We start from the raw sequence: 26550 nt of genomic DNA, 5'->3' as shown, positions 1-26550 counted from the left end.
GTATCTCAAATTTAAAAAACAGTTTGCAAAATACCCCACTATAAACCCCACGTAAAGCACTTCCCAATCCAAACTAACAAGAACAGAATACCCCGGAACACAAGCTACTCTTTAGCCCTTTATCCGAAAAAAATAAAGAAGTTGTAAAATGAAAAAAGACAACCCTAAAGGCATGCTACCTAAACTCAAAAGGGAATCCCTCTAAATAGAATGCTTATCAAAACATAAACATTATTTATGTATTTAATAAAATATATAAATAAAAATATATGAAAACTAATACTGAAATTTGTACCACTAATTGAAACACAAATCAAATGACACGAATTACAGTTGCCAAAGGTGATGGGATAGGTCCGGAAATCATGGATGCTACCCTTGCCATTCTACAAGCTGCAGGAGCTGCACTAGAAATTGATGAGATTGAAGTAGGTGAAAAAGTTTACCTCTCCGGTAATCCCGCCGGAATTAGTCCGGAGTCGTGGGATGTAATCCGACGCAACAAAATCTTTTTGAAAGCTCCTATAACAACGCCGCAAGGAGGAGGTTACAAAAGTTTGAATGTAACCACTCGTAAATTTTTGGGATTGTATGCCAATGTAAGACCTTGCAAGAGTTTACACCCTTTTGTAGCCACCAAACACCCCGAAATGGATTTGGTAATCGTTCGCGAAAATGAGGAAGATTTGTATGCCGGTATTGAACACCAACAAACAGATGAAGTAGTGCAATGTTTGAAACTCATTAGCCGACCCGGATGTGAGAAAATCATTCGCTATGCGTTTGAATATGCCAAACAACAAAACCGCAAAAAGGTAACTTGTTTTACCAAAGACAATATTATGAAACAAACGGACGGTTTGTTTCATCAAGTATTCAATGAAATTGCATTGGAATATCCGGAAATAGAAAACGAACATTGGATAATAGATATCGGGGCCGCTAAAATGGCCGACACGCCTGAGGCATTTGATGTGATAGTTATGCCCAATTTGTATGGCGACATCTTGAGTGATGTGGGAGCTCAAATTGCCGGTTCGGTAGGTTTAGCCGGTTCGGCCAATATAGGGGAAGAATGTTCTATGTTTGAAGCTATACACGGTTCGGCACCCCGAAGAGCGGGACAAAACTTGGCCAATCCCTCGGGCTTGCTACAAGGTGCTGTAATGATGCTCAACCACATTGGCCAATCGGCAGTAGCCGAAAAAATTCAAAATGCGTGGTTAAAAACCTTGGAAGACGGCATTCATACCTATGACATTTTTAAAGAAGGAAGTAGCGTAGAAAAAGTAGGCACCCGCGAATTTGCAGAAGCTGTAATAGCCCGATTGGGTTCTAAACCCGCTTTACTCAAACCTGTAGATTATGCCGAACGCCCTCCGCTCAATTTACCCAAATATACCCGCAAAGCCCCCCAACCTAAAGAGCTATTAGGTGTAGATGTTTTTGTACACTGGCGTGGCGAACATGCAGAAGACTTAGCCCAAAGGCTTCAACTTCTGGAACAAAACGGTGTTTCCTTACAAATGATAACCAATCGCGGTATAAAAGTTTGGCCCGAAGGATTCAAAGAGACCTTTTGTACCGACCATTGGCGTTGCCGATTTCACGCACCATCCGGTACCGTATTGAACCCCGCTGTTATCCCCCAACTACTTGAAAAAGCACTAGCCTTGGAATTGGAAGTAGTCAAAACAGAAAATTTATATGCCTTTAACGGCAAACCGGCCTTTTCTTTGGGACAAGGGCAATAACTAAAGTCCGTGTGCCCTAAAGAGCACCAAAAAATTTGTTTAGGTTGTAGTTAGGGAATTCCGGTGGCTTGGATTTCATTTGCAAATCTGAGACCATCGGAATTTTAATTTCCAAAGAGCAAAGGCTACATATACTACTATAGGGTATTGGGATACAAGGAGACACTTTCCCCAAAAACTTTTACTCCCACTATCCTCCCACTATCCTCCCACTATCCTCCCTTTATCCTCCCTTAGGCTTGGCTCAAATTTACCCCTACTTTACACTAGTTATATCTTTCATTATGAGATTACAATAAACTTATAGGAAAGAAATTCCAAACCGAATAACTTTGAAATTAGGTGAAAATTAGTACATTTGAATTTGCCTAACCTTATTTTATGAAAGCCTTATTACTATTCTGTCTATTAACTATTAGCTCTTCGGCTTGGACTCAAGCCTCTTTTGCCAAAGGTTCCTATCAACTGCTCGACGGGACTTCAAAAGACGGCTACATTGAATCCAAAGATTGGTCAAAACCTTTTACCACCATTCGTTTTAAAATAGATGTAAACGCCAACCCTGTTACAATTCCGGTAGAACAATTGAAAGCCTTGTTGGTTTCGCCCCATATCCGATTTACCCGCAAAGAGGTTTGGTACCAACCCGAATTTAGCAATGGCAGTACAGGTTTGAACTACACCCAAAAAAAAACAGTCTTCTTACGGGAAATCGGTATCGGAACGGTGAGTCTCTACACCTACTTTGCCGGAAATGAGGAACGTTTTGTGTATCAAATGGATTCCAAAAAATGCATGGAATGGGTTCCACCTTCCGAAGGCAAATTCAGCACCACTTCTATCGATTTTAAAACTCAAATACAAAGGGAATGGAACCCTTCTCGTTACAAACCGGAAGATTTGATGAAACTGCAATACCACTGGGACGCATTGGTAGATTTTGTTCGAAATTACAACTATCCACGAGTAGAAAATTCGAATATTTCAATCGCTTCCGAAGAAATAGCCGTACGGGTTGACGACTCTTTTGAGGAAGCCGACAACACCAATATTCCGTATGCCGTAGTAGAACAACCTCCCGTTTTTCCGGGTTGTGAATCGGAAAAAGGCGAACCCGGACTTCAAACTTGTTTTAGTGAACAACTAAATTTGTTTTTCAAAACCCATTTTAAATGCCCCAAAAGTGTGGCAAATACTGAAGTAAAGAAAATTTTCGTTACGTTTACCATAGCTTCAGACGGACGTGTAACCTATCAGTTATTGCGAAATAGCAATCCGGAATTGGCCGCAGAATTGCAACGTATTTTTGCCAAACTCCCCCAACTGAAACCCGGAATGATGCGAAAAAAACCGGTTTCGGTGGTTTATACCCAGGCTTTTACATTAACCCCTTAATGAAAATCTAATGACTTGTGCCGCACTATTGACCGAAATGGAGTCCTTGGGCTCAGAACAAATGAGACGCTACAACAGCAAACACGGAGCCGGAAGTCATCAATATGGTTTGAAACTGGGCAGCATTCGGGAATTGGCCAAAAAAACAGGTAAAAATACAGCATTGGCCAACGAACTTTGGGCAACCCAAAACATTGACGCTCGTTTGTTAGCTTGTTTGATTGTGGTTCCTACCGACTGGGACGCTTCTCGCTTGGATGCTTTAGTTCATAGTATTGATTATGTTCAAATTGCCGATTGGTTTAGTGCCTATGTTTTGAAAGACCACCCGGATTGTGAAAAGCTTCGGCAGCAATGGATGGTTTCGTCACACAAATGGGCCGCTCGATTGGGCTGGGCTTTAACCGCAGGATTGGTTTCTAAAACCCAAGACCGTGAATTTTTGGATACTTTGATGCATCGAATAGCGAACGAAATGCCCACAGCAGAACCTGAGGTTCAGTGGACACAAAATACGGTTTTGGCCATGATAGGAATTCACCATCCCAATTACCGAGAGTCGGCACTGGCTTTGGGTGAACAGCTGGGCCTGTTTCGGGATTATCCCACCTCCAAAGGTTGTGTGTCTCCTTTTGCTCCCATTTGGATAACCGAAATGGTGAAAAGGCAAAAAAAGTAACCCGCTTCTTGGTAATTGAGTCAAAAAGTGTACCTTTAACTTCCTAACCTTTAAACCTTTAACGTATGCCTCCCATTCTTCGTCTTATTTTGGCCATTATTGCCGGAATTTTCATTGGTAGCTCTGTAAATATGGGCCTTATCATGTTAAGCGGTTCTGTAATTCCTCCACCGGAGGGTATCGATGTATCCACAGCCGAAGGTCTCAAACAAGCCCTTCCCCTGTTTGAACCCAAACACTTTATATTTCCGTTTTTGGCACATGCTTTGGGAACCTTGTGTGGAGCTTTGGTTGCCGCCTTATTATGTCCGAAAGCTGCCGGAAAAGGGGCTTTCATTGTGGGATTGTTTTTCTTTTTAGGAGGCATAGCCAATGTCTTTCTATTCTCGGCACCCACTTGGTTTATCGCCACCGATTTGATTTTGGCCTATTTCCCGATGGCCTATTTAGGGTACAAATGGGCTCCCAAAAAATAAATGTTTAATTTTTAACTTCATTCGATATAAAATTTATCTCTATGCCCGAAACTACGATTCCTAAAATGTCTTGGAAAGGCCGATTGATTTTTGCCCTAGTAAGCGGATTGTTTTTTACACTTTTGTTGTGCATCCTGGATCTTTTTAGTCCCTCGTCTTTTTACAGTTGGCCCGCTTTGATTTTTCAAGGCGTTACCTTTGCTTTGCTTATGGGATTGGGTATGCCTTATTTTTTCTCACGTATGGGAAATCGCTTTTTGCAAGTAACCCCACCCGAATTTACAACCGATGAATTGCTACGGTATGAAGGTCCGGCCAATTGCTTTCGCGGAAAAGAAGCGGTAGGAGGTCGATTGTACCTCACCTCTACCCGCCTTGTTTTTGTTTCCCATAAATGGAATTTACAAACCGGTAAAACGGCCCTTCTGTTGAAGCATATTACTGCAGTAGCTCCTCGTAAAACGATGGGACTGATTTCAAACGGATTGGCTGTAACCACCACAGAAGGCACTGCCTTTCATTTTGTAGTCAATGAGCCCACCTTATGGATACAGGAAATAGAAACCGCAAAAGCTAAAGCTATGACCTAATGCCGACTAGAGTGGCTGAACAGGAGAAAAACACATTTTTTAAAAAAAAGTCTTGCCTTTCTAAATATTCGTTGTATATTTGCACCCGAAACACCGCGGGATAGAGCAGTAGGCAATTCGTTGGGTTCATATCCGCCACGGCGGACACAGGTTCTTAAAAGATTTAAAAAATATATCGCGGGATAGAGCAGTAGGCAGCTCGTCGGGCTCATATCCGCCACGGCGGACACAGGTTCTTAAAAGGTTTAAAAAAAATATATCGCGGGATAGAGCAGTAGGCAGCTCGTCGGGCTCATAACCCGAAGGTCACAGGTTCGAGTCCTGTTCCCGCTACTAAGAAGCTTCACAGTTATGTGAAGCTTTTTTTATACAATTATGGAAGAATTTGTGGTTTATATTTTATTCTCAAAGAATTTCAATAAGACCTATGTGGGGTATACATCCCATTTAATAGAACGATTCAAATCACACAATCATTTAGGAAAAAAAGGATACACCTTAAAATATAGACCTTGGGAAGTAATTCATGTTGAATTTTTCACCACAAAAGCAGAGGCTTTACAAAGAGAACAATTTTTTAAAACCGGAATTGGAAGAGAGCATATTAAAGAAATTATCTCTAATTTATAAGTTCATGGGCTCATATCCGCCACGGCGGACAAAGGTTCGAGTCTCCGACTCGGCGGACTACTAAGAAGCTTCACAGTTATGTGAAGCTTTTTTTATACAATTAGGGAAGAATTTGTGGTTTATATTTTATTCTCAAAGAATTTCAATAAGACCTATGTGGGGTATACATCCCATTTAATAGAACGATTCAAATCACACAATCATTTAGGAAAAAAAGGATACACCTTAAAATATAGACCTTGGGAAGTAATTCATGTTGAATTTTTCACCACAAAAGCAGAGGCTTTACAAAGAGAACAATTTTTTAAAACCGGAATTGGAAGAGAGCATATTAAAGAAATTATCTCTAATTTATAAGTTCATGGGCTCATATCCGCCACGGCGGACAAAGGTTCGAGTCTCCGACTCGGCGGACTACTAAGAAGCTTCACAGTTATGTGAAGCTTTTTTTATACAATTAGGGAAGAATTTGTGGTTTATATTTTATTCTCAAAGAATTTCAATAAGACCTATGTGGGGTATACCTCCCATTTAATAGAACGATTCAAATCACACAATCATTTAAGCAAAAAAGGATACACCTTAATATTCAGACCTTGTAGGACAATGAAATCATCAGAGAAAATTTTGTTCGTAAAATCAATGTGTTGAAGTCAACACCCGAGCGAAACAAAACCTATTCCAATACTTTGCAACAGGAAATTTTTGAGTACATGGAAACCCATGATCCACATTTACTACTCTATGTTAAATTCCTTTGTTATTCTTTCTTACGTCCAATTGAAATTGGAAGGCTCAAAGTGGGTGATGTTGATGTGGTTAACCGAATCATCACCTTTAAAGCCAAGAATAGTCCGGTGAAAACCAAAATTATTCCTGATATTCTTTTCAAGGAATTACCTGATTTAAGCAAGATGGACAAAAACTTGGATTTATTCACTCCCGACACCATTGGAGGCGTTTGGGATACCGAGGAAACCCATAAACGAGACTATTTTTCTAAACGTTTTAAAAAAGTAAAAGAGCATTTTAATTTGGATAAAAATTATGGGCTCTATAGTTTCCGTCACACGTTTATTACCAAACTCTACAATGACTTTATAAAAACGATGACGCAAAACGAAGCCAAAAGTAAACTCATGCTCATTAGTGGTCATAAAACCATGGATGCTCTCGATAAATATTTACGAGACATTGATGCGATGTTGCCAGAGGATTATTCGGGGAGTTTGTAGAGCAATAAATCCTAAACGTATTTATCAGGCACGAACCAAACCACCGCCTCCTCTACGAAACTTTACTTTGTAGTTATTGCATCGGCTGCAATCTCTACCAAATTGCCATATCAATGAAAACTCATGTATCCCTTGGTTTCTTCTAAACTTTGTTGTATTGATATCATAAGAATATCCAAATATAAATTCGCTGAATTTTACGGACATTACGGGGTTCACAGAAGTTAAAAAATGACCATCGGAAGATTTACGCTCAGGATTTGTGGCAAACAAAACGCCTAAACCAAAAACTTCAGTTTCAAAAACCCCTCCAACATCTAATCTATTATACTCTGATTGTCTCATGTAATTTGCTGTGAGAAGCAAATTAGACCCTTCTGGAATTAAACTTGAAGGAGAATTATCAAATTCTACATAATATCCACCATGCACAGATAAAAACATATTCAACGGAACATTCCCATTCTCCCGAAAAGAAATATCCGGTCTGTTTAAATGTCTGATTGCAACACCTAACCAAGCATCTTCCGAATCAAATAGAAAACCAGCCGAAGCGTCAAAAAAATTAATTTTGTTAAAATTATCCATAACACCAGGGTCAATACTCCCAGGACTGATAGCACCGGTATTGATATTAATTTGGTCTTCCAGAATTAAATTATTAAAATTAAAATCTTTTCTGCCAAAACCAGCCTCTACACCCAATCTCAATCTCCACTCGTAATTCAACTCTACGATATAGGAGAAAGTACCGCTCACTTTAAAATAATTGTATTTTGTAAAAACTTCATTATGATTAAGTACGGTTAAACCAAGCCCTATCTCATCAGTTACCAAATTATTTGCATAGGCAAATTGTGTATCAATTTTTGTATTCCCATTAGGCCATTGTCGCCTATGCATTACTCCGGCACTCCATGCATTAGAAATCCCGGTAAAAGCAGGATTCAAAGTTTCGGGCACTAAATAATATTGAGTAAAAATTGGATCTTGAGCTTTGACTTGAAAGCAACAAAAGAATAATATAACGAAAGTTAATCTCAACTGCATAGGTGTATTTTTTATTTAATAAGAACAAACGTTTGATTTTGTTGAAAAATCCTTCCGTAAAAAGTTTCAGCTGTTACAACAGCATAATAATTTCCATTTTCCGCATGAATCCCTTTGATTTTACCATCCCAACCAACAAGTGAATCTCCTGTTTCAGAATAAATCACAGAACCCCAAGAATCGTAAACATCCATTTTAACACTCTTTAAAAACCTGGTAACCGGACGAAACGTATCATTTAAACTATCGTTATTAGGGGTAAAAGCAGACGGGATAACCAACAAATAGCCTTTTTCAACTAATAGAGATATCGTTAAAACATAGGTGCAACCAAAAGGATAAGTAACAGTCATAGTTACAATATATTCGCGTTCCAACTCATAGGTGTGTACCGGATTGAGTTCATTGGAAAAAGTACCATCCCCAAAATCCCAAACTACATTTAAATAGTCACCTGTAACATTTCCATAGAATTGAATAGGGTCATTTACGGAGTAAATTCCATAGGTCAAATACCCAAAAGATTCTGTGGTAATATTAGGATTACCTATAACCGGTGTTTCAACATTTACATTGTAATTAATACTACAACCCAAAGCATCTGTTACTGTTAAAATTACCATTCCATTGTTAGTGGTCTGCATAGTTTGATTATTAACCCCACTAACCGTTCCACTTGACCACTGATATGTGTAAGGAGGAAGCCCTCCTGAAGCTTGTGCATTGAAATATTGAATTACTTCTCGAGTTTCACAATCTGCATCAGTTTGAGTTGTAACCGAAACAACTAAAGGATTTGGTCTAATTAGAGTAAATTGACCACTAATTGTACATCCATTTGCATCTACAACAGTAACAGCATAATTTCCGGCAACTACTCCGGTTAAATCTTCAGTTGTTACTCCGTTTGACCACTGATACATAAAAGGAGGTGTACCACCCGATACTATCAAATTTATAGCTCCACTAGCAGCATTTAAACAATCTAAAGGCTGCGTCAAAACTGAAGATACAACTAAAGGCTGTGGTTCAATTATAGTAAATGAACGTATAATAAAACAAGGAGTACCATCGGCTATAGTAGCCGTGTACGTTCCCGGGGGTAAATTATTCCTAATTAATCCTGCTGTACTACCATCGCTCCATTGAAGGGTAACGGGTGCTATCCCTCCTGTTAAATTCAAATTAATACTTCCGTTATTTGCCCCAAAACAAGATATCTGATTTACAATAGGATTTATAGTAAAAACCGGAGCTTCGGGTATATTGATGGTTACTATACGAACACAACCCAAAGCATCTGTAACCGTTATAACATAATCCCCGGCAGACAAATTATTCTGATTTAAAGAAGTAGCTAAATTATTCCAAGTAAATTGAAACGGTGGGACCCCTCCGGTTAAAGTCACAGACAATGAAGCATCATTAGCACCATAACAACTTATTGGAGTAGTAGTATAGCTTATTATAATTTCAGGAGATTGAGTTAAGACAACCGTCAAAGAAGTCTCACATCCATTATCATCCAACACCACAAGTTGATAGGTACCTGCAAAAAGGTTTTGAATATTTTGGGAACTACTTGTAAATCCATTAGGTCCATTCCAAGAAAAAGTATAATCCCCCGAAATAGTTCCACCAAATGCTTGCACTGTTACTGCACCTGTTGCATCACCAAAACATTCGATATTTACCTGATTCAATAAAGATACCTCTAATAGAGGGGGTTCCGAAATTTTGAAGGTCATTAAAGCCGGATTACAGTTATTCGCATCAGTAACAGTCACTTCATATGTGCCGGGAGCCAAATTGGACAGATTTTGCTCATTGGAGTAAAAAAGATTGTTTTGGGTCCAAGTAAAACTATACGGAATGGTTCCACCGGTTACCTCTATTTCAAGTATTCCATTATTCAAACCAAAACAAGTAATATCGGTTTGTTGGGCGTTTGAAATTACAATCGGGTCGGGTTCCGTTATTTCAAAATTCGCAGTATAAGGACAATCACCTGTATCCTCTATTAGTAATGTATAGATACCGGGAGCCAAATTGGTTATTGAAGGAGTTGAGGCGGCAAAACCATTTGGCCCAGTCCATGTAATAGTATAAGGAGGAATACCCCCTACAATATTTGTAAGTATAGAACCATTATTAATTTGAAAACAGGAACTGTTCGCAACCACGACATTAGGACTTATGGCAGGATTTACGGTTACAACAACCTGAAATACGTCTCCTACACAGTCCCCTGAAGTTGGCGTAACCTCATAAATTACAACAGCTGGATTGGTTGTTGTGTTGATTAAATATTGACCTATGCTGGATTGCTCATTGGAATTAGCTGTAGCTCCGGTCACTGCATTAGGTGGTGTTATAGAAACGACAGTCCAAGTGTATAAAGTCCCACTAGGTATGATATTTGGAAGCTGATTTTGCGGTGTAACTTCAAATGAATTATCGCTGCATATGGTTATTGATTCATTATTTACAACTGGAACTTGATTTATAGTAATAGTAACCACATCAGTTACAACCGTAGAACAATTTCCAACCAAAGAAGGAAAGTTAATTACGGCATAATAGAAAAATACGCCTTGTTGATTTGTAGGAGGTGTAAAATCTACAAATGATGCTCCCAACACGGGTGTTCCACCTGAATTTGAATTAGTTGTATTCAAAAACCATTGAATATTTGGAGTTCCAACACCGTTAATCACTGAGAAGGTTAAGGCTTGAGACACATCACCCAAACAATAAATATTTGAGTTCGGTTGAATGGAAACTTCAGGTGCCAAATTGACTGTTACCCTAGAAATTTCACTGAAAACACTACATCCGGAATCTTCAGTTTGAGTTATTAAACTGTAATAATAAAAAGTCCCGGCTACATCGCTTGGTGGTATAAACTCACTTGAATTAGCTCCAAAAATTGGTGTCCCTGAACCTATACTATTTGATGTAGACACAAACCATTGATAATTAAAACTACCACTAATCCCTCCAGAAACTACAACACTGAGTGGCTGAGCAGAAGTGTTTTGGCACAAGGTCTGATTTGGTAAAGGCTGTTGCTGAACCACTGGGTCAGGTATAACATTTACTTCTGCTAAGGAACTTACAAGGGTTCCACACCCCACTCCATCAAAACTAATTTCTACGTAAAAATAATAAGAACCAACAGTTGTAAAAACTGACGGGGTAAAACTTGGATTTGTAGCCCCAACAATGGCAGTACCTCCGGTGTAAGATGGCACACTGTTACTAAACCATTGATATGTAGCATTTCCGGTCCCTCCTGAAAAAGAAACGACAAAATTAGGCACAACACCCCCTTCACAAACGGTTTGAAGTGTAACAGGCTGAACATCTATCTCGGGAAGTGGTACAATTGTAATTACGGCAGTACTGGAAGTTATTGAGGTACATCCACCGGATGAAAAAGTAATAACAACATAATATTCGCCAGATATTAGATTTGATGGGGTATAAGTAGCTGAATTTGCACCCGGAATAGGACCTGCCGAATCAAACCACTGATAGGAAGCGGTTCCAGTACCATTGGTGAAAGAAACCTGAAGTGGAGCTAATGTCCCTCCTTCGCAAACTTCATTTGATTGGGGTTGACCTGTAAAGGTTGGAGCCGGAACTACTTGAACTTGCGACGTAGTACTAGTCACCGAACATCCCGATGCTCCTTGTGTAGCAATAACATAATAATACAACGTTCCTACAGTAGTTGTGGGTGGTGTATAAGAACTGGATGTAGCTCCCGTGATAGCTGTACCAGAGGTGGTATTGTTACTTGTATTACTAAACCACTGGTAATTTATTGCACCTAATCCGCCACTAACTGTAACTTCCAAAGGAGTAGCCGACGACCCTTGACACTGAGTCTGAGATGCTAAAGGCTGAGCACCAATTACCGGATCAGGAACCACCTCAACTGTTGCTACCTGACTCACTACCGAACCACATCCGCTTCCGGTTAAAGTGATTTGAACGTAATAATAAAAAGTCCCGGAAGTATTGAAAACCGGTGGAGTATAATTACTAGAAGTTGCCCCTGCTATAGCTGTACCGCCACTATTGGAAGGCGAAGTATTGGTAAACCATTGGTAAGTTGGCGTACCCAATCCTCCTGTATAACTTACTGAAAGTGCAGGTATAACACCTCCAATGCAAATACTTTGAGTATTCGTGGGTTGGGTGCCTATCTCGGGAAGTGGAGTTACTGTTACTGTTGATGTAGCTGAAGTTGTACTGGTACAACCCCCACTGCTAAAAGAAATCACCACATAATAATAAAGAGTACCCTCTACGGATGAAGGCGGAGTAAAACTATTGGTGGTAGCTCCTCCTATAGCTGTTCCACCGGTATTTGAATTGTTTGTTTGGCTAAACCACTGATAGGTTGGTGTGCCAATACCATTGACAGTCGCAACCGTTAAAGTTGTAGTAGCACCGCCAAGACATATTGTTTGTGTTGCCAAAGGTTGTGAAGATACGGTTGGAGCCGGAACTACTTGAACTTGCGACGTAGTACTAGTCACCGAACATCCCGATGCTCCTTGTGTAGCAATAACATAATAATACAACGTTCCTACAGTAGTTGTGGGTGGTGTATAAGAACTGGATGTAGCTCCCGTGATAGCTGTACCAGAGGTGGTATTGTTACTTGTATTACTAAACCACTGGTAATTTATTGCACCTAATCCGCCACTAACTGTAACTTCCAAAGGAGTAGCCGACGACCCTTGACACTGAGTCTGAGATGCTAAAGGCTGAGCACCAATTACCGGATCAGGAACCACCTCAACTGTTGCTACCTGACTCACTACCGAACCACATCCGCTTCCGGTTAAAGTGATTTGAACGTAATAATAAAAAGTCCCGGAAGTATTGAAAACCGGTGGAGTATAATTACTAGAAGTTGCCCCTGCTATAGCTGTACCGCCACTATTGGAAGGCGAAGTATTGGTAAACCATTGGTAAGTTGGCGTACCCAATCCTCCTGTATAACTTACTGAAAGTGCAGGTATAACACCTCCAATGCAAATACTTTGAGTATTCGTGGGTTGGGTGCCTATCTCGGGAAGTGGAGTTACTGTTACTGTTGATGTAGCTGAAGTTGTACTGGTACAACCCCCACTGCTAAAAGAAATCACCACATAATAATAAAGAGTACCCTCTACGGATGAAGGCGGAGTAAAACTATTGGTGGTAGCTCCTCCTATAGCTGTTCCACCGGTATTTGAATTGTTTGTTTGGCTAAACCACTGATAGGTTGGTGTGCCAATACCATTGACAGTCGCAACCGTTAAAGTTGTAGTAGCACCGCCAAGACATATTGTTTGTGTTGCCAAAGGTTGTGAAGATACGGTTGGAGCCGGAACTACTTGAACTTGCGACGTAGTACTAGTCACCGAACATCCCGATGCTCCTTGTGTAGCAATAACATAATAATACAACGTTCCTACAGTAGTTGTGGGTGGTGTATAAGAACTGGATGTAGCTCCCGTGATAGCTGTACCAGAGGTGGTATTGTTACTTGTATTACTAAACCACTGGTAATTTATTGCACCTAATCCGCCACTAACTGTAACTTCCAAAGGAGTAGCCGACGACCCTTGACACTGAGTCTGAGATGCTAAAGGCTGAGCACCAATTACCGGATCAGGAACCACCTCAACTGTTGCTACCTGACTCACTACCGAACCACATCCGCTTCCGGTTAAAGTGATTTGAACGTAATAATAAAAAGTCCCGGAAGTATTGAAAACCGGTGGAGTATAATTACTAGAAGTTGCCCCTGCTATAGCTGTACCGCCACTATTGGAAGGCGAAGTATTGGTAAACCATTGGTAAGTTGGCGTACCCAATCCTCCTGTATAACTTACTGAAAGTGCAGGTATAACACCTCCAATGCAAATACTTTGAATATTCGTGGGTTGGGTTGTAATTGTTGGTAAAGGTGCAACGGTTACAGAACCGGTATTTGAAATTAGAGAGTTACATCCGGTACTTGGTAGGGTTACAACAACATAATAATAAATAGTTCCAACGGTTGTAGTTGGAGGTGTATATGTAGCAGTTGTAGCTCCTGATATCAAAGCTCCTCCCGTATTAGAATTACTTGAATTGGAAAACCATTGATAACTTACGCCAGGTGTTGTAGGACTGATCACTACAGTCATGGGTGTTGGATTACCCCCAAGACAAACTGTACTTGAAGCAGGCTGGGTCGTGATGTTTGGGGCTGGGTTAACCACAACGGTATAAGTAAAGGGATTCCCTTGACAACCATTTAATGTTGGCGTTACTACATAAAGTACTTGTCCGGGTGATGATCCCGTTGTAATAATAGTTTGGGCCGGAATAGTATTACTAGTCCCTGAAGCTGTAAAACCGGTAATACCGACAGTTCCAGTTGCAGTCCAGGTAAAAGTTGTACCCGGCTGATTTGCAGTTATAACGACAGGAGTTGTGGTTAAGCCAGAACATATCGTTTGACTTGAAATTGTATTGATTATTTCGGGGATAGGTGAAATGGTAAAGGTTTGTGAAGCCACATTTGATGCACCACAACTATTTGAAACCGTCAATGAAACGGTATAATTTCCGGGAGTTGCATATTGAATTGTTCCCGGATTAGCACTGTTGCTACTACTTGGAGTTCCTCCCGGAAAAGACCAATTGTAGGTCAATGCAGTACCTGTGGGTGCACATCCATTTACCGTTGCGTTGGGAGAAATATTCACTGCACCACACGCATTTGAGATAGAAGCAAGAGAAACGGTAGGCGGACTCAATACATTTATGGTTCTTGTAGTTGTTGCCGAGCCACAACTATTGGTTGTGGTTAAAGTAAGGGTATACGTACCGGGTTGGGTAAAGTTAAATGAAGGATTCGCTGAAGAGGCATTAGTACCACCGGTAAAGGAAAAGCCAGAAGTTGTTCCGCAATTCGCAGCAACATAAGAAACTTGCCAATTATAGGTTGGTGGAGAACACGTTGTACTTAAATTAGTAGTATTAGTTGTCGACACTGAAAAAGGGGCACAACCTGTATCATTCGTAACGGTGAATTGAGGTGTAAGAGGTGATTCAATACAAATTTGTTTTGATCTACTTGTAATACCACAAAAGTTTTGTGAGGTTAAAGTAACTGTATAAGTTCCTGGATTTGAAAATACATGAGAAATATTTTGTGGCGATGATAATTGACCTGTGGTAACTGTTGGTGAACCATCACCAAAATTCCATGTATAAATAGCATTTTGATTACAATTTTGACTAAACCCACCAATTGTAGTGTTTGTAAACAATACACTTGTATTAACACAAGCTATAGGAGGCGAAGTAAAATCGGCTTCTGGTCTTTTTATAACTGATATATTTCCAAGTGTAAAAGGAGTTGTTCCACAAGCATTGGTTACATTTAAAGAAACGGTAAAACTTTGATTTGGACAACTACTATTGTTATATATGTGTGGTATAGGATAATTTAATGAACTTGATGGATTTGATGAGTTATAAAAAGGTGATGCAATTAATTGATTTTGGGTCAAAACTAGATTTGGAGTTCCATCACCATAATCTATAGTGTAGGTTGTATCCAATGAATTTGTTCCCCAATTAGATAATGAAAATTGTAAACTTGGTGTAGGAGCACATAAATTTTGGGTTGATCCAGGGCTATTAAGGCCTCCTAATGGATTTGATATGTTTTTTATTGTATAAGATTTGGTACTAATACATCCATTACTTCCAGTTGCTGTCATAGTCATAGTGTATACACCAACCTGATTGTAAATATGTGATATTGGAAAAGTAATATTATTTTGCACATTTCCATCTCCCCAATTGACTGAATATGAACTAATACAAGTTGATGTAGAAGCATTGCCAACTGTAATACTGTAAATCGAATTTGAGGAAGCATTGGAACAATTACTAAAAGGATCAAAAGGGCTATTTACATCTGTAAAATTTATATCTGGCTTTTGTATAACTGAAACTGAATTAGTCCTTGTAACAGTACAACCACCACCAGTTACCGTAAGTGTTACATTAAAAGTACTAGTACCGCAGCCTAATGCTTGAAAAGAATGGGTAGGATTCTGTTGCGTTGAAGATGGGGAACCATCACCAAAATCCCAAGAGTATGTATAATTACCACTTCCAGTAACATTGGAGGTGAACTGAATTTGTGTGCCTGAACAAGTATTATTATTGCTAAAGCTAAAATTAACAATGGGTGGTGAAGTAACTACAACCGTTTGACTAACATTTACGGTTGTTGGATTATTTGGTGGCTGAGAATCAGAAACACTTACTAAATTATAAATAAATGTTCCTGCGTTGTTACTATTTATGTTCAAAGTTGTGCTATTTCCTGTACTTATTAGAGGTGTTTGAAGAACCCCATTAATAGTATAATTAAACGTATAGGGAGCCGTACCCCCACTCCCTGTGAAAGTCAAGGTAACGTTTCCAGAATTTTGACAAACTGTAGTTCCACCTGTAAGCGTTGCTGATAAATTCAAGGGATCAAATTTAGCAAAGGCCGTTCCTATGTGACTCATCAAAAGGAGCACCAATAGAGGTAAATATCTTTTCATTTTTTCGTATTTAGTTGAATGATTTTCAAGGACTAACCTAAAATCAAGGTCTCAAAAATAAGTTAAATTTTAACACTTTATTTACATTTTTTATTAATTTGTTACTACAAATTATAATATTTGATTAAATCTCTTTTATAGGGTAGATTATTCCTCCCATCTACAAAGTGTCAACCCCATTTCCTTAGCTTCTTTCAGAGTTACTTTTTTCACTTCTTTTTTGCAAGCCCCCAATCCCCTACAGAACTCTTTTTTATGGTATTTGGTCGCATTTTTACTGTAGCATATATATACTTCACTCCCGCTTTGGGGATGGATCAAAAAGGGTATTATTACTAGTAAAACGAACTTCTTCATTGGGCTATAGGGTTTGGATTAGTATGTTATTGAGTAACCAAATTGTATTCGTTCCCATCCTCATCTTGGGCAAGTAACTTACCATAACCTACCCATTCAACAATTACCGAAAAAGAAACTCCTTTTGAATCGGTTAACTTGCCATTTCCATATTTATTTTTAATGGTAATAGTACCTCGTACTTCATTTCCATCAAGATCTTGACCCATAACATCATAATTGTAAGTGTAGTGACCGGGCTTTCCAACACGGTATTCGTAATCGGTAGAAGTATCTTCTTTATAGCTAGGTTCAGCTTTCGGATTCTTTAAAACCGTTGAAGGTTCATAATACTTTTGAACTTCAAAATCTTGATTTGGAGTTGGATTATCTTCTCTATTTTTACAAGCAATTGATAAGCTGTAAATGACAATCCAAAAGAGTATTGTTTTTTTCATTCCCGTGTTGTATTTAGTTGATGGTTTTGATTTTAAAGAGATTTATCTCCTATTTAATGGATTTGAAATTGAATCCATATAGGAACATGATCCGACACTTTTCGGGCATCATTCCAATTTTGAAAAAATTCATAAAAAGGTATAATACCCTTTTGTTGTAGTGTAACAGATGAGGTGGGATAATAAATATTATCAAAAGCAGAGGCCAAACAATCGTTTTGAATGCATTGGGTTCTGAGCGTTGTTTTTTGGTTCTCAAAAGCAGAGGCATAGCCCATCTTTTTCAATGGATTGAATACGGTATGAGTTTCGGGACAATTGAAATCACCTACAAACAATAAAGTTAGGTTGGGGTAGTGTTCCGGTAAAAATTTGAAGTATTTGATTTCGGTTTCGGGTTGTCTTTTTTGGGTAATGGCGTGAAAATTGACTACTGTAAATGGTTTGTTTTGGTAGTGAAAAGTGGCATAAAACGGTTCGCGGTCAATTTCTAAATGGTACTTCTTCTCAAGCCAGGGTTTACCAATCAATTGCACCACATGGGTTTTCCACAAAAAAGCATAGCGTTCCGCTTTATAAGCACTACTGGTAGTGGGGTCACTAACAGCATATGTCCACTTGGTACCCGTTTTGGTAAGTTCAGCAGCCAATTTGGCTACAGCTTGGGCTCCACTGGGATTCACCACAATTTCCTGCAAAGCCACTATATCATAGTCTTTAAGTATTGAAGCTATAAATACTACAGATTGGTCGGTCTTACTACTGCCAAAGTTTTGAAGATTCCAAGAAACAAGTGTGGGTTGGGCGAAAAATAGAAACGGAAGAAAAAATACCAGCAGCAATAATTTCATATTGTATTTTTTTTATCAGTTAGAAACCAACTCGAAGCAAAAGCAGTAAAAGTTCCAAAAAGCCCAACACCGCCTGTCATCAAAACTACAGCAATAAATCTCCCTTCAGTTGTAATAGGAAATTTATCGCCGTAACCTACTGTTGTAATAGTAACATAAGCCCACCACAAAGCATCTTCGGCAGTTTTGATATTACTTTCAGGATCTTTTTCTACTTGTAAAATGGCTATAGCAGAAAACAAAACCAATAAAATAGCAAGTATTGAAACCGAAGTAAATGTACCCTGAGCTCTGTTTCTAAAAACATGTGAAACAATTTGCTTGGTAGAACGAAATGCACGTAGTATCCTAAATATTCTAATTAATCTTAATACTCTGCCAGCTCTTAAAAAATCAACCGCTGGAATACTGGACAATAAATCAATCCATCCCCATTTCATAAAATGCAATTTGTTTTTTGCTCTATTTAATCGAATAACAAAATCCAATAAGAAAACGATGCAAATCGCATTGTCAATATGATTTAGCAACCGAGAAGTTTCCTCAGGAAGTTTCCATAAAGTATCAATTAATAAAGCCCCTAATACATATATTGATAAAACAAATAGGAGAATATTGAGAAAGGTAAGCTTTTCTTGGGTTTCGTTCATTTGTGACTAATATTTTTAAACTTCTTGTGAAGGGTTTTATACATGTTCTTCACTTGCTGAAAAACACTTTAACTCTTTTAGTACGGATTTTCTTTAGCTTAAATTTTTAGTGTAAAAAGTATTATTTATCTTTTTTCTCCTGATTATTATTCCTGTTTAAAATATCCGCAATAATAATCGCAGGTGATTCATTTTCATTAATTAGTCTTTGAAATGCTTCATATATATCTCTCGCCGTATCATAATGTCTTATTATTTGACTATAAATTTCATTTCTATATAAAAGAGGCAGTAATAAATTTACTTTGTGATGATACTCTATATAATGATTATTAACATTCACAATTACTACTCCATCACTTAATACATTATTAAAGTGAGTTGCTAGAATAAAGAAATCAGTAGTTAAATCTAAAGGGTAATTCTCAAGGATTTTAACACTGCAATGGAAACTATATTTACCTACTATATAGTGGAAAACAACTGGAGTCTCTTTACTAATCTCAAAAACAGTCTCAATATATTTATCATTTTCATACACACCAGATCTCCATCCACAATCTGCATGGAGTTTTTTTATATCTTTCCAAATAACTTCTTCCTGTTTTTCATAATTAAGTAACAATCGATAAATTCGTATCAGATATATTTTAATCTTGTTCATGTGTTCTAAATATTTTGTAGTGTAATATAAAAATGAGATTTCTTGTTAATTGATAAATTTCTTTGAAAACTTAACCAAATTATGATATAGTTTTTTTTATGGACAGCAACAGCCCCACTCCCACTATCACATCCACGATATTCCAAATTGTTCTCCCTAAAGCTATTTTAAGAAAGGGTTGGAATTAATGCCAACATTAAAAACACAAACACTTCATTGGATTTCCCCTGTTGATGTACTTGCCATCCTAACCATAAAAAGCCCCCCATCACTGCAAATCGTACAAACTGGTAGTAGCCATAAGGCATATCTGCAAGACAAATAAAGAAAAGAATTGCTAAAACTATTTTAATTATTCTTTCCATTAACGGTAATATTTAATGTAATACAATCCTGTTCCAGGTATGCCAAAACTCCAATATTTTCTCCCATCTGGACTTACACCAAAACGAAAACCTAAAAATCCAACGCTTGTTCCTAAACCCTTTTTAGAAACAGTTGTACTGAATGGTCCAAAGTTCTTTGATTTACGCCAACGCCAAGCCATAGTTAAACTTTCTTTAATTCAATAATTTCGTTCGTTCCTTTTTCTTTGAGTTTAAGGCTGTCAGAAGTTAGTTCTGTAATGAGATATTCAATGGCAATGTCTGGAAGTTCAATTTTAATTTCGTCCTTAGCTGTCGAAACAAAGTTCCATTTTCCTTTTGTCAATTGTTCATTTTCGAAATATAAAAGTTCATTGTCCGAAACAGATCCATTTCTAAAGCAATATTCAATTTTGTCTGCTGCACCTATTTGTTTCCAAAAATTATCTTCAAGCTTCGGAGCAACTATTTTGTTACTTTGGTTAATTGGTTGCGAATTTGATTTTGCAAGTTCATCTTGATACCATTTGTCGATTGCGATTTTTGCTAGGTGTTCTTGTTTTTGGGCTAAATCGTCAAGAATTTTTTGATTATTGCGTAATTCGTGTTCAAGACGCTGCTTTTCAACTTTCATAAATGTATCTCCTTCTAATTTTGCTGTTTCTCTTGCTTTTTCAAGAAGTTCATTAATTTTAGAATTCCACCTGGAAATATGCTCTTTTTCATTTATGTAATGTTCATATTCAACTCTATCAAGAATTTCATCGTAAGGGCCACGTTTACTTAATAGTTTAACCAAAATTGGTGCGGTTTCAATTACAATGAAAAGAAGCATAATCATCCAACTTGTCCAAGCCATAGTTGAGTTTGAGGCTGTTAAGTTCCCCATAGCTTCAAGTTGAGTAATAAAATTGTTTGTATAACTTTTTTCTTTAATCTTCACACTCTCGTCAAACTGAATTTTTGCGATACTGTCAGCTTGTGCTTTAGTTTGTCTTGACTGTTCAATCTCTGCTTGTTTTTCATTCACTTTTTGAGCCATTAGTGCTTTATAGTCATTTCTGGCTTTCTGAATTTCAGCATCTAAATCTTCCACTCTCTTTTGTTTAACCTTAATTTCATTTTGAAGTATATTTCTACTGTATGAAAGGTCGTTGATAGTTTTTTTAGCTTCAGAATTTAATCCTATTGGAAAAGTTCCTGTGCTGTCTGTTTTATAAACAATGTTATCTGGGTTGTTTCTTGTTTTCGTAATTTGTGAATTGTAATCCGAAATTTTAGGATTGTTTGATTTAGAAACATTATTATACTCTTGGAAGGCAAAATTTCTATCTCCCAACAATTTTTTGAAATCATCATTTGTCGGGTCTCCTTGCCTTAAACTATCAAGTGTTCCAAGTTCGTTGTTTTGACTTGTAATTGTGTTTTCGAGTTTTGTTAAGTCATTCAGTTTGTCAATGGATAGTTTTTCATCTTCTAGTTTTTTTCTCTTGTCTTCTAATATTTGTTGTTCAATTCGACTCTCGAAAATTCTAACTTCTAATGGCTTGGCTATAACAATAGAAATGATAATTGCAAGTATGAAACGAGGTGTAGCTTGCAATAACTCTTTTTGAATGTTACCTTCTTTTCTAATGCTGGATACAATAAAGCGGTCGAGATTTAAGATTACGAAACCCCAAGTAATTCCAAAAATTAAGGCATATGTAATTGCATTGGCTTCACCCCGAAAAATTGTATATAATGCATATCCGCCTGATAGGGAAGCCAACAAACCTGTGAAAAAGATAGTTGCTCCAATCCCTGAATATTTATTCCATTCGGTTCGACATTGAAAAAGAATATTTTTGTCTGCACCTGAGCAGAGAATGAAAAACTGTTGAATCCAACTTGGTTTTTCCATTTTGCTATCTTGATATTTTTCTTCTAATTGCTTCATATGCTCTTGAAATGTTAAAGATTGAAGTTAGCTCCATATGCGAAGCCTTAATTGTTTTTAAATCAACTGAAGGTTCTGTAAATTTTAGTTTCTCAGAATAAATGCTGTTTAAATTTATTGAAACGTCAATTTGTGGTGAACTTACTTTTATTGGACTTAGGTTTATTCTACTATGAAAATCAGGCATAGGAACTTTAAGGCTTTCTAAAACTGGAGTTGGAAAAACTCTTATTTCAATTTCATCAGCCGCTTGTCCAAAATAGCCAATTGCACTTATTTTATATCTCGTATCTGTTTGAGGTTTGATTCTTAAACTTCCTGAATTTGAGATTTGACCAATTCCATTATCAATTGTAATTGAATGAGCATTTTCCACTTCCCAAGTCAATTCAACGTCCATACTATTAATTACTGCGGACTTATCACTTTTAAATACTTTTATTTTTGGTGGTTCTTGTATTGCTTGCAATGCAACTTTCCAATCCGAGTAGGAGGTTCGAGCTACTGGATTTTTATAACCAAAGTTTATGGTATGCGATAATTTGTCCTTTACAATTTTAGGTATAACCGAGTTAACCCAAGGTAAATATTGGTCATAAATAACTTCGTTTGCTTTTTGAAAATAGGGGACGGTTTTATTTATAAATGGCCATTGATTCTGTGGAGTAAAATATTGCTTTGCAATTCGTGGAGAAAGCTCTGTTAGGTAGAAAAGTGGGTGAAAAGTTGTCATTAAATAGTGAACTCCAATAGCTACTGACCACCTGTCCGAATAAATGTCAACATTTATTTTTTCTCCCTTCTGTATTGTAGATTGCTGTTCCCATATTTCAGGAGCAACCCAATCATTCGCAGCACCCCAACAAGTTGGTTCATCATCTGCATTTTCGGTTATTACACCGCTGTCATAGTCAATTACCGCAATTTCAGCTGAATTTAGGTTTATAAATAAAGCACCTGGTTTTAAATCTGCGTGGATAAAATGAAATTCTTCTAATACTTTAAAAGCAGAAACCAATTGAAAAGCAATTAACATTTTCCTTTCAATCGGGAACTTTTGATATTGACTTAGCAGGTTTGCATCTTGCAAAAAATGTTCAAAATCTGTAAATCCTAAACTCACTAAGTTGTCGGAAACAAACCCTATTACAGTTTTACCATTCAGATTTCCATGAAAACTGAATTGAGGAAGCCCCTTAAATGCAGGAAATAATTCAATCAAAGTCTTTCCTTGTTGCGAAAGAAACTTTTGATTTTCCTTGTCAACTTTTTTCTGAAGCCTTTGGGTGGTCTTAAAATTATGTTCTGCTGAACCTTTTGAGTTATCAATGAATAGCTTAATCACTTGTTTTGTTAATGGTGAAATCCCATTTATTGAAATACAATGATAAACTTCACCAAAACCACCAACAGCAAAAGGCTTGTCTTCAATCTCAATAGTATTAATGAGACTGAATTCCGACCTTAAGCCGCTAGATAAACCACTATTGATTTGGATTTTCTTCATTATCTTTTAAAGGTTCGGATTTCTTTTCAAACTCTATTTGGTGATAATCAATTGTTCGTTCAGAAATAATTGCTCCAATCGTTGTGTCATCGTGCATAATTAATTTCTCTTTTAACTCTTCTAGAAATTGATTGAGTGTGAATTCTAAATCTTCATTTTTGGCATCACGAGGGTTAGCACTCAAAAAATTTGATAAGTGATTATATAAGATTGGAAGAGTTTCTTCACCTTTAATCCAAAGAGTATTATTAGCGTCTTTCCCAATTGGCACAGCATCATTACTAAATACACCATCGGTAGTTGCGATAAGGATTTCTCCCGGGGAGAATTGATTTTTACTTAATATCAAAACAGTAGGCCTATGTTGAGTATCAGAAACAGACAAGTATCTATATAAGGCAGCTTTGCCTTCTTGCTCAATACTATGTGGGTTTAACAAATTGATTGAATTCCAAGGCAAATAAAAATTCTTGCCAAACTTATTAAAACGTCCGTCAATCTGCCAAACTGAACCATTACCTGCATATGCAATTTGATATGTCTCACCACAATCAATAACACAAATTAAAGTTGTTCCTAAGGATTGGCTTTTGTCAATACTACTAAAGTCAAATTCATCAGTATTTTTTGCATACTCTATTAATGCTAATTTGACATCCTTGAAATGTTTTTCAAAATTCAATTCATTGATATCAATCAAGCTTTCAAGTATGTCCTTAAGTTTAATTGAACAAAATTTTGCTGCAATTTCTGATTTGAAATGAGAACCTATACCGTCAGCTACTACAACACCTGAAATTCCAATAGTTGAATTTTCGAGTGTTACGCAATAGTCTTGATTTGTGCTACTCTTGTTTGTGTTTGTAGCACAGGCGATTAGTTTTCCCATTTGTTACTCAATTTTGATACCTGCTGATTGACTAATTGACCGTTCAAAAAATGCTCTTAATGCTTCACCATCATATACAGTAGTGTAATAAGTGGCTGGGTCAGTGCTAACTTCTTTTAGCACCTTTTGGGCATCAGTATCAATCTCTCCAACTGTTCCGAAATATGCGGAAGCCATTAAAATTTTAGGATTGGATTTCAAATTGCTAGCAACTGCAACAGTTGTTTCAGGCTGGAAACACATTCCATCTGACATTAAAAGTATAAGAACTTTATGAGGCACTCCGTCAGGAGGGGCGTTGTTCAAAAAGTTTTCTGCCATCTTTTTAGCTTCATTCAATGCTTCAAAAATTTGCGTTCCGCCACCCTTGCCTATTGTCGGGTCGTAGTTTTCATTCATTAAGACATTAAAGTCAAATGGAGTTTGAGGTAGTGAAACTGTTGCAGTTTCATCAAATTTTATGCAAGCAAAGGAGAAATTCTGTTTTACTCGGCTTACGTTGATTCGATTGAATAACTCCATTACGGCAGCATTTACTTCTCTTGCTTTGGTTGAGTTCATTGCTGCTTTTTCGGTCATTGAACCGCTTCCGTCTAAAACCAAAATTCCCAACTGGTGGAAGTATCTAGGAATTACGGGTGTTCCTACTGGTGCGTTTGTGTCCATATTTATTGAATTTTAAGTGAATTTACTGTTTTATGTGCGTTGGCAAAAAATGGCTCTTTTGGTTTTGCGAAGGGTTGGTTTGTGAGTTATTGTTTTAATTTTAACATTTAAAGTTCATAAAAATAAATAAAATATAATAAAATTATACAGATTTATTTACTCTCCCTCATAAACCCCCACCGTCTCCAACAACTCCTTTTCAAACAAATAAATATCATCAATACGCTCAAGGGGGTGTTTGGCTTCTTTTTTGTTGTCGTGAAACAAACTGATGTATTTTTTGTTCCCATTGAGGTGTAAGCGACATAAAGGTTTACGGTTATTATCGTCCAGTAGAATTCCAAAATAGGATTGGGTGTCACGGTGAACGATGCGTTCTACAGGCAATTTTCTTCTTAAAATAGCAACAACAATCCTGTAAGCATCCATTTCTTCATCAGTTGTAACTACTTTATTTTCATCTTCAACAAGCACTTCAATTTGTTCTTCTTTTTGCTTTTGGGCTTCTTTGTTGAGAGCAGCATTTAATCTGTCGTTGATTTTTTCACTAATAAATTGATTAAAACCTTTTTGAACCAATTCTTTAAACTCCTCCATTACTTTTTCAGTAAGTCTGCCGGAATAGACTTTGTTGGCAAAGAGTTTTACAAATTCAACTGAAGGGTTTTGTAATTCGTTGTCAATCTGCTTTTTAATTTCTTTGGTATATTTGAGCGAACTGGCGTTACTTACAATCTTATTGACATCAAATGCCGATTTGTGAAACTTGGCAATTTCATTAACTACATTGTCTTTTAAATTGGTTATATCAAATTCTAAAAACGGCTTTTCATCCATTTTGTTTTTTTCTTCCAAATCAGTGTAAAATTGATAGTTTACGCCATTGGTCAACAATGCAAATCGGGTTTTGGTTACGTGAAAATAGCGAAACAATTGTGAGCCATGAATGGAAAGATTTTCTTTCCAATTTTTACATTCTACAATTAAAATTGGATCCCCATTCTGAAAAATGGCATAATCTACTTTCTCTCCTTTTTTTAAACCTAAATCAGCAGTAAATTCAGGAACTACCTCAGTTGGGTTAAAAGAGTCATATCCTAAAATATTGACAAAGGGTAGAATAAAAGCATGCTTCGTTGATTCCTCAGTTTCGATTTTATCCTTAAGCAAATTGATTTTATCTGCCAAAGATTTGAGTTGGGCTTGTAATTCCATGGTTTATTTCATTTTTTCTAAAAGTGAAGATTGATTTGTTTCAACTGGACGAATGACTGCAGGTCTAATTTCAATTAATTTCAAATCTTTTTCTTCAATTGTTCTGAAATTTTTGTAGTAAGCCAACCAACCCGTAACGGTTAATTCAGTTTTGCCATTTTTGGTTTTAGCGTCAAATTTAGGTTCTACCAATAAATCGGCATTGTTTTCAATTAATAACACCCTAATGATTTCGTTTTTTGCATTACTAAGTGACTCCATATTTTTAATCACCATAGTTTTGGAGGATTTTTCTTTTGCAATTTCTAAATCGGCTATGACGGGTTTGTGTATTACACCCACTCCAGAAATTTCTATAGATTTTGAAGTCCCCGAATTAATCGTTTTACATGAGATCATCAAAACTGTTGCTGTAAAAGCAATAATAATTTTTGTTTTCATTGTATTGATTTTAAGGTTTTAAACAAACTTACTTTAAAACCTTACTCTCATTTTACGGATTCCCGTAATCGCTCAACATTTACTTAATTTCCGCAAACTCAATAGATTTTCTGATTTGATCTATGATTTTTTCGCAAGT

22 protein-coding genes, 1 tRNA gene and 1 pseudogene are annotated in these 26550 nt (G+C 37.2%); 10 read left to right on the top strand and 14 right to left on the bottom strand.

The window, feature by feature from the left end; all coding sequences use genetic code 11:
* Nucleotides 1-317: 317 nt before the first annotated feature.
* The 10 genes from V7M80_RS11780 to V7M80_RS11735 all read left to right on the top strand — a co-directional run bounded on the left by V7M80_RS11780 (nucleotide 318) and on the right by V7M80_RS11735 (nucleotide 6759).
* Complete coding sequence (locus V7M80_RS11780) at nucleotides 318-1754, top strand: NADP-dependent isocitrate dehydrogenase (protein ID WP_333696380.1); 1437 nt, start codon at nucleotides 318-320, stop codon at nucleotides 1752-1754.
* 381 nt (nucleotides 1755-2135) lie between these two features.
* On the top strand, nucleotides 2136-3149 hold the full coding sequence (locus V7M80_RS11775; RefSeq protein WP_333696378.1) for a hypothetical protein: 1014 nt from the start codon (nucleotides 2136-2138) through the stop codon (nucleotides 3147-3149).
* Between the two features lie 10 nt (nucleotides 3150-3159).
* Nucleotides 3160-3828, top strand: a complete 669-nt coding sequence (locus tag V7M80_RS11770; protein WP_333696376.1) for a DNA alkylation repair protein — start codon at nucleotides 3160-3162, stop codon at nucleotides 3826-3828.
* A gap of 65 nt (nucleotides 3829-3893) precedes the next feature.
* The gene (locus V7M80_RS11765; RefSeq protein WP_333696375.1) at nucleotides 3894-4304 is read left to right on the top strand and encodes a hypothetical protein; all 411 of its coding nucleotides are present in this window, start codon (nucleotides 3894-3896) and stop codon (nucleotides 4302-4304) included.
* Between the two features lie 41 nt (nucleotides 4305-4345).
* Nucleotides 4346-4894 (top strand): hypothetical protein, encoded by a 549-nt coding sequence (locus V7M80_RS11760; RefSeq protein ID WP_333696374.1) that lies wholly within the window; start codon nucleotides 4346-4348, stop codon nucleotides 4892-4894.
* A 260-nt stretch (nucleotides 4895-5154) separates the two neighbouring features.
* Nucleotides 5155-5227 (top strand) — tRNA-Met (locus V7M80_RS11755).
* Nucleotides 5228-5269: 42 nt separating this feature from the next.
* Entirely contained in the window at nucleotides 5270-5524 is a 255-nt protein-coding gene (locus V7M80_RS11750; RefSeq protein WP_333696372.1) for a GIY-YIG nuclease family protein, read from the top strand.
* A 114-nt stretch (nucleotides 5525-5638) separates the two neighbouring features.
* On the top strand, nucleotides 5639-5881 hold the full coding sequence (locus V7M80_RS11745) for a GIY-YIG nuclease family protein (protein ID WP_333696371.1): 243 nt from the start codon (nucleotides 5639-5641) through the stop codon (nucleotides 5879-5881).
* A 114-nt stretch (nucleotides 5882-5995) separates the two neighbouring features.
* Nucleotides 5996-6175, top strand: a complete 180-nt coding sequence (locus V7M80_RS11740; RefSeq protein ID WP_333696370.1) for a GIY-YIG nuclease family protein — start codon at nucleotides 5996-5998, stop codon at nucleotides 6173-6175.
* On the top strand, nucleotides 6172-6759 hold the full coding sequence (locus V7M80_RS11735) for a site-specific integrase (RefSeq protein WP_333696369.1): 588 nt from the start codon (nucleotides 6172-6174) through the stop codon (nucleotides 6757-6759). Before V7M80_RS11740 ends, V7M80_RS11735 begins: the two co-directional genes overlap by 4 nt.
* Before the next feature lie 24 nt (nucleotides 6760-6783).
* On the opposite strand, the gene V7M80_RS11730 is transcribed toward V7M80_RS11735, so the two are convergent.
* The 14 genes and pseudogenes from V7M80_RS11730 to V7M80_RS11665 form a co-directional block, all read right to left on the bottom strand.
* Entirely contained in the window at nucleotides 6784-7809 is a 1026-nt protein-coding gene (locus tag V7M80_RS11730; RefSeq protein WP_333696367.1) for a PorP/SprF family type IX secretion system membrane protein, read from the bottom strand.
* Between the two features lie 11 nt (nucleotides 7810-7820).
* Nucleotides 7821-16430 (bottom strand): PKD domain-containing protein, encoded by an 8610-nt coding sequence (locus tag V7M80_RS11725; protein ID WP_333696365.1) that lies wholly within the window; start codon nucleotides 16428-16430, stop codon nucleotides 7821-7823.
* Between the two features lie 383 nt (nucleotides 16431-16813).
* On the bottom strand, nucleotides 16814-17224 hold the full coding sequence (locus tag V7M80_RS11720) for a hypothetical protein (RefSeq protein WP_333696363.1): 411 nt from the start codon (nucleotides 17222-17224) through the stop codon (nucleotides 16814-16816).
* A 53-nt stretch (nucleotides 17225-17277) separates the two neighbouring features.
* Nucleotides 17278-18075 (bottom strand): endonuclease/exonuclease/phosphatase family protein, encoded by a 798-nt coding sequence (locus tag V7M80_RS11715; protein ID WP_333696362.1) that lies wholly within the window; start codon nucleotides 18073-18075, stop codon nucleotides 17278-17280.
* Nucleotides 18072-18725 (bottom strand): ion transporter, encoded by a 654-nt coding sequence (locus tag V7M80_RS11710; RefSeq protein WP_333696360.1) that lies wholly within the window; start codon nucleotides 18723-18725, stop codon nucleotides 18072-18074. The genes V7M80_RS11715 and V7M80_RS11710 overlap by 4 nt, the downstream gene beginning before the upstream one ends.
* Nucleotides 18726-18846: 121 nt before the next feature.
* A complete protein-coding gene (locus tag V7M80_RS11705) occupies nucleotides 18847-19389 on the bottom strand; it encodes a hypothetical protein (protein ID WP_333696359.1) in 543 nt (180 codons plus the stop codon).
* A 79-nt stretch (nucleotides 19390-19468) separates the two neighbouring features.
* Nucleotides 19469-19697 (bottom strand): annotated as a pseudogene (locus V7M80_RS11700) (DUF6804 family protein).
* Between the two features lie 56 nt (nucleotides 19698-19753).
* Entirely contained in the window at nucleotides 19754-19936 is a 183-nt protein-coding gene (locus V7M80_RS11695) for a DUF4236 domain-containing protein (protein ID WP_333696357.1), read from the bottom strand.
* Between the two features lie 2 nt (nucleotides 19937-19938).
* Nucleotides 19939-21693 (bottom strand): DUF4407 domain-containing protein, encoded by a 1755-nt coding sequence (locus V7M80_RS11690; protein ID WP_333696355.1) that lies wholly within the window; start codon nucleotides 21691-21693, stop codon nucleotides 19939-19941.
* Nucleotides 21662-23200: a serine/threonine-protein kinase gene (locus V7M80_RS11685; RefSeq protein WP_333696353.1), complete on the bottom strand. Its 1539-nt coding sequence runs from the start codon at nucleotides 23198-23200 to the stop codon at nucleotides 21662-21664. The genes V7M80_RS11690 and V7M80_RS11685 overlap by 32 nt, the downstream gene beginning before the upstream one ends.
* Nucleotides 23178-24089: a protein phosphatase 2C domain-containing protein gene (locus V7M80_RS11680; RefSeq protein WP_333696351.1), complete on the bottom strand. Its 912-nt coding sequence runs from the start codon at nucleotides 24087-24089 to the stop codon at nucleotides 23178-23180. Before V7M80_RS11680 ends, V7M80_RS11685 begins: the two co-directional genes overlap by 23 nt.
* 3 nt (nucleotides 24090-24092) lie before the next feature.
* On the bottom strand, nucleotides 24093-24755 hold the full coding sequence (locus V7M80_RS11675) for a vWA domain-containing protein (protein ID WP_333696349.1): 663 nt from the start codon (nucleotides 24753-24755) through the stop codon (nucleotides 24093-24095).
* Between the two features lie 156 nt (nucleotides 24756-24911).
* Nucleotides 24912-25970 carry a type I restriction endonuclease gene (locus V7M80_RS11670; protein ID WP_333696348.1) on the bottom strand — a complete coding sequence of 353 codons (1059 nt, stop codon included), beginning with the start codon at nucleotides 25968-25970 and terminating at the stop codon, nucleotides 24912-24914.
* A 3-nt stretch (nucleotides 25971-25973) separates the two neighbouring features.
* Complete coding sequence (locus V7M80_RS11665) at nucleotides 25974-26411, bottom strand: hypothetical protein (RefSeq protein WP_333696347.1); 438 nt, start codon at nucleotides 26409-26411, stop codon at nucleotides 25974-25976.
* Nucleotides 26412-26550: the final 139 nt, after the last annotated feature.

The sequence above is a fragment of the Flavobacterium sp. genome, assembly GCF_036759525.1.
GTDB lineage: Bacteria > Bacteroidota > Bacteroidia > Flavobacteriales > Flavobacteriaceae > Flavobacterium.
The sequence above is the reverse complement of the archived record's forward strand: the minus strand, read 5'-3'. Positions and strand labels throughout refer to the sequence as shown.

Coding starts and splice junctions, on each gene's coding strand:
- V7M80_RS11780 (WP_333696380.1), top strand. CDS start 318: ATGACACGAATTACAGTTGCCAAAGGTGATGGGATAGGTCCGGAAATC.
- V7M80_RS11775 (WP_333696378.1), top strand. CDS start 2,136: ATGAAAGCCTTATTACTATTCTGTCTATTAACTATTAGCTCTTCGGCT.
- V7M80_RS11770 (WP_333696376.1), top strand. CDS start 3,160: ATGACTTGTGCCGCACTATTGACCGAAATGGAGTCCTTGGGCTCAGAA.
- V7M80_RS11765 (WP_333696375.1), top strand. CDS start 3,894: ATGCCTCCCATTCTTCGTCTTATTTTGGCCATTATTGCCGGAATTTTC.
- V7M80_RS11760 (WP_333696374.1), top strand. CDS start 4,346: ATGCCCGAAACTACGATTCCTAAAATGTCTTGGAAAGGCCGATTGATT.
- V7M80_RS11750 (WP_333696372.1), top strand. CDS start 5,270: ATGGAAGAATTTGTGGTTTATATTTTATTCTCAAAGAATTTCAATAAG.
- V7M80_RS11730 (WP_333696367.1), bottom strand. CDS start 7,809: ATGCAGTTGAGATTAACTTTCGTTATATTATTCTTTTGTTGCTTTCAA.
- V7M80_RS11725 (WP_333696365.1), bottom strand. CDS start 16,430: ATGAAAAGATATTTACCTCTATTGGTGCTCCTTTTGATGAGTCACATA.
- V7M80_RS11720 (WP_333696363.1), bottom strand. CDS start 17,224: ATGAAAAAAACAATACTCTTTTGGATTGTCATTTACAGCTTATCAATT.
- V7M80_RS11715 (WP_333696362.1), bottom strand. CDS start 18,075: ATGAAATTATTGCTGCTGGTATTTTTTCTTCCGTTTCTATTTTTCGCC.
- V7M80_RS11710 (WP_333696360.1), bottom strand. CDS start 18,725: ATGAACGAAACCCAAGAAAAGCTTACCTTTCTCAATATTCTCCTATTT.
- V7M80_RS11705 (WP_333696359.1), bottom strand. CDS start 19,389: ATGAACAAGATTAAAATATATCTGATACGAATTTATCGATTGTTACTT.
- V7M80_RS11695 (WP_333696357.1), bottom strand. CDS start 19,936: ATGGCTTGGCGTTGGCGTAAATCAAAGAACTTTGGACCATTCAGTACA.
- V7M80_RS11690 (WP_333696355.1), bottom strand. CDS start 21,693: ATGAAGCAATTAGAAGAAAAATATCAAGATAGCAAAATGGAAAAACCA.
- V7M80_RS11685 (WP_333696353.1), bottom strand. CDS start 23,200: ATGAAGAAAATCCAAATCAATAGTGGTTTATCTAGCGGCTTAAGGTCG.
- V7M80_RS11680 (WP_333696351.1), bottom strand. CDS start 24,089: ATGGGAAAACTAATCGCCTGTGCTACAAACACAAACAAGAGTAGCACA.
- V7M80_RS11675 (WP_333696349.1), bottom strand. CDS start 24,755: ATGGACACAAACGCACCAGTAGGAACACCCGTAATTCCTAGATACTTC.
- V7M80_RS11670 (WP_333696348.1), bottom strand. CDS start 25,970: ATGGAATTACAAGCCCAACTCAAATCTTTGGCAGATAAAATCAATTTG.
- V7M80_RS11665 (WP_333696347.1), bottom strand. CDS start 26,411: ATGAAAACAAAAATTATTATTGCTTTTACAGCAACAGTTTTGATGATC.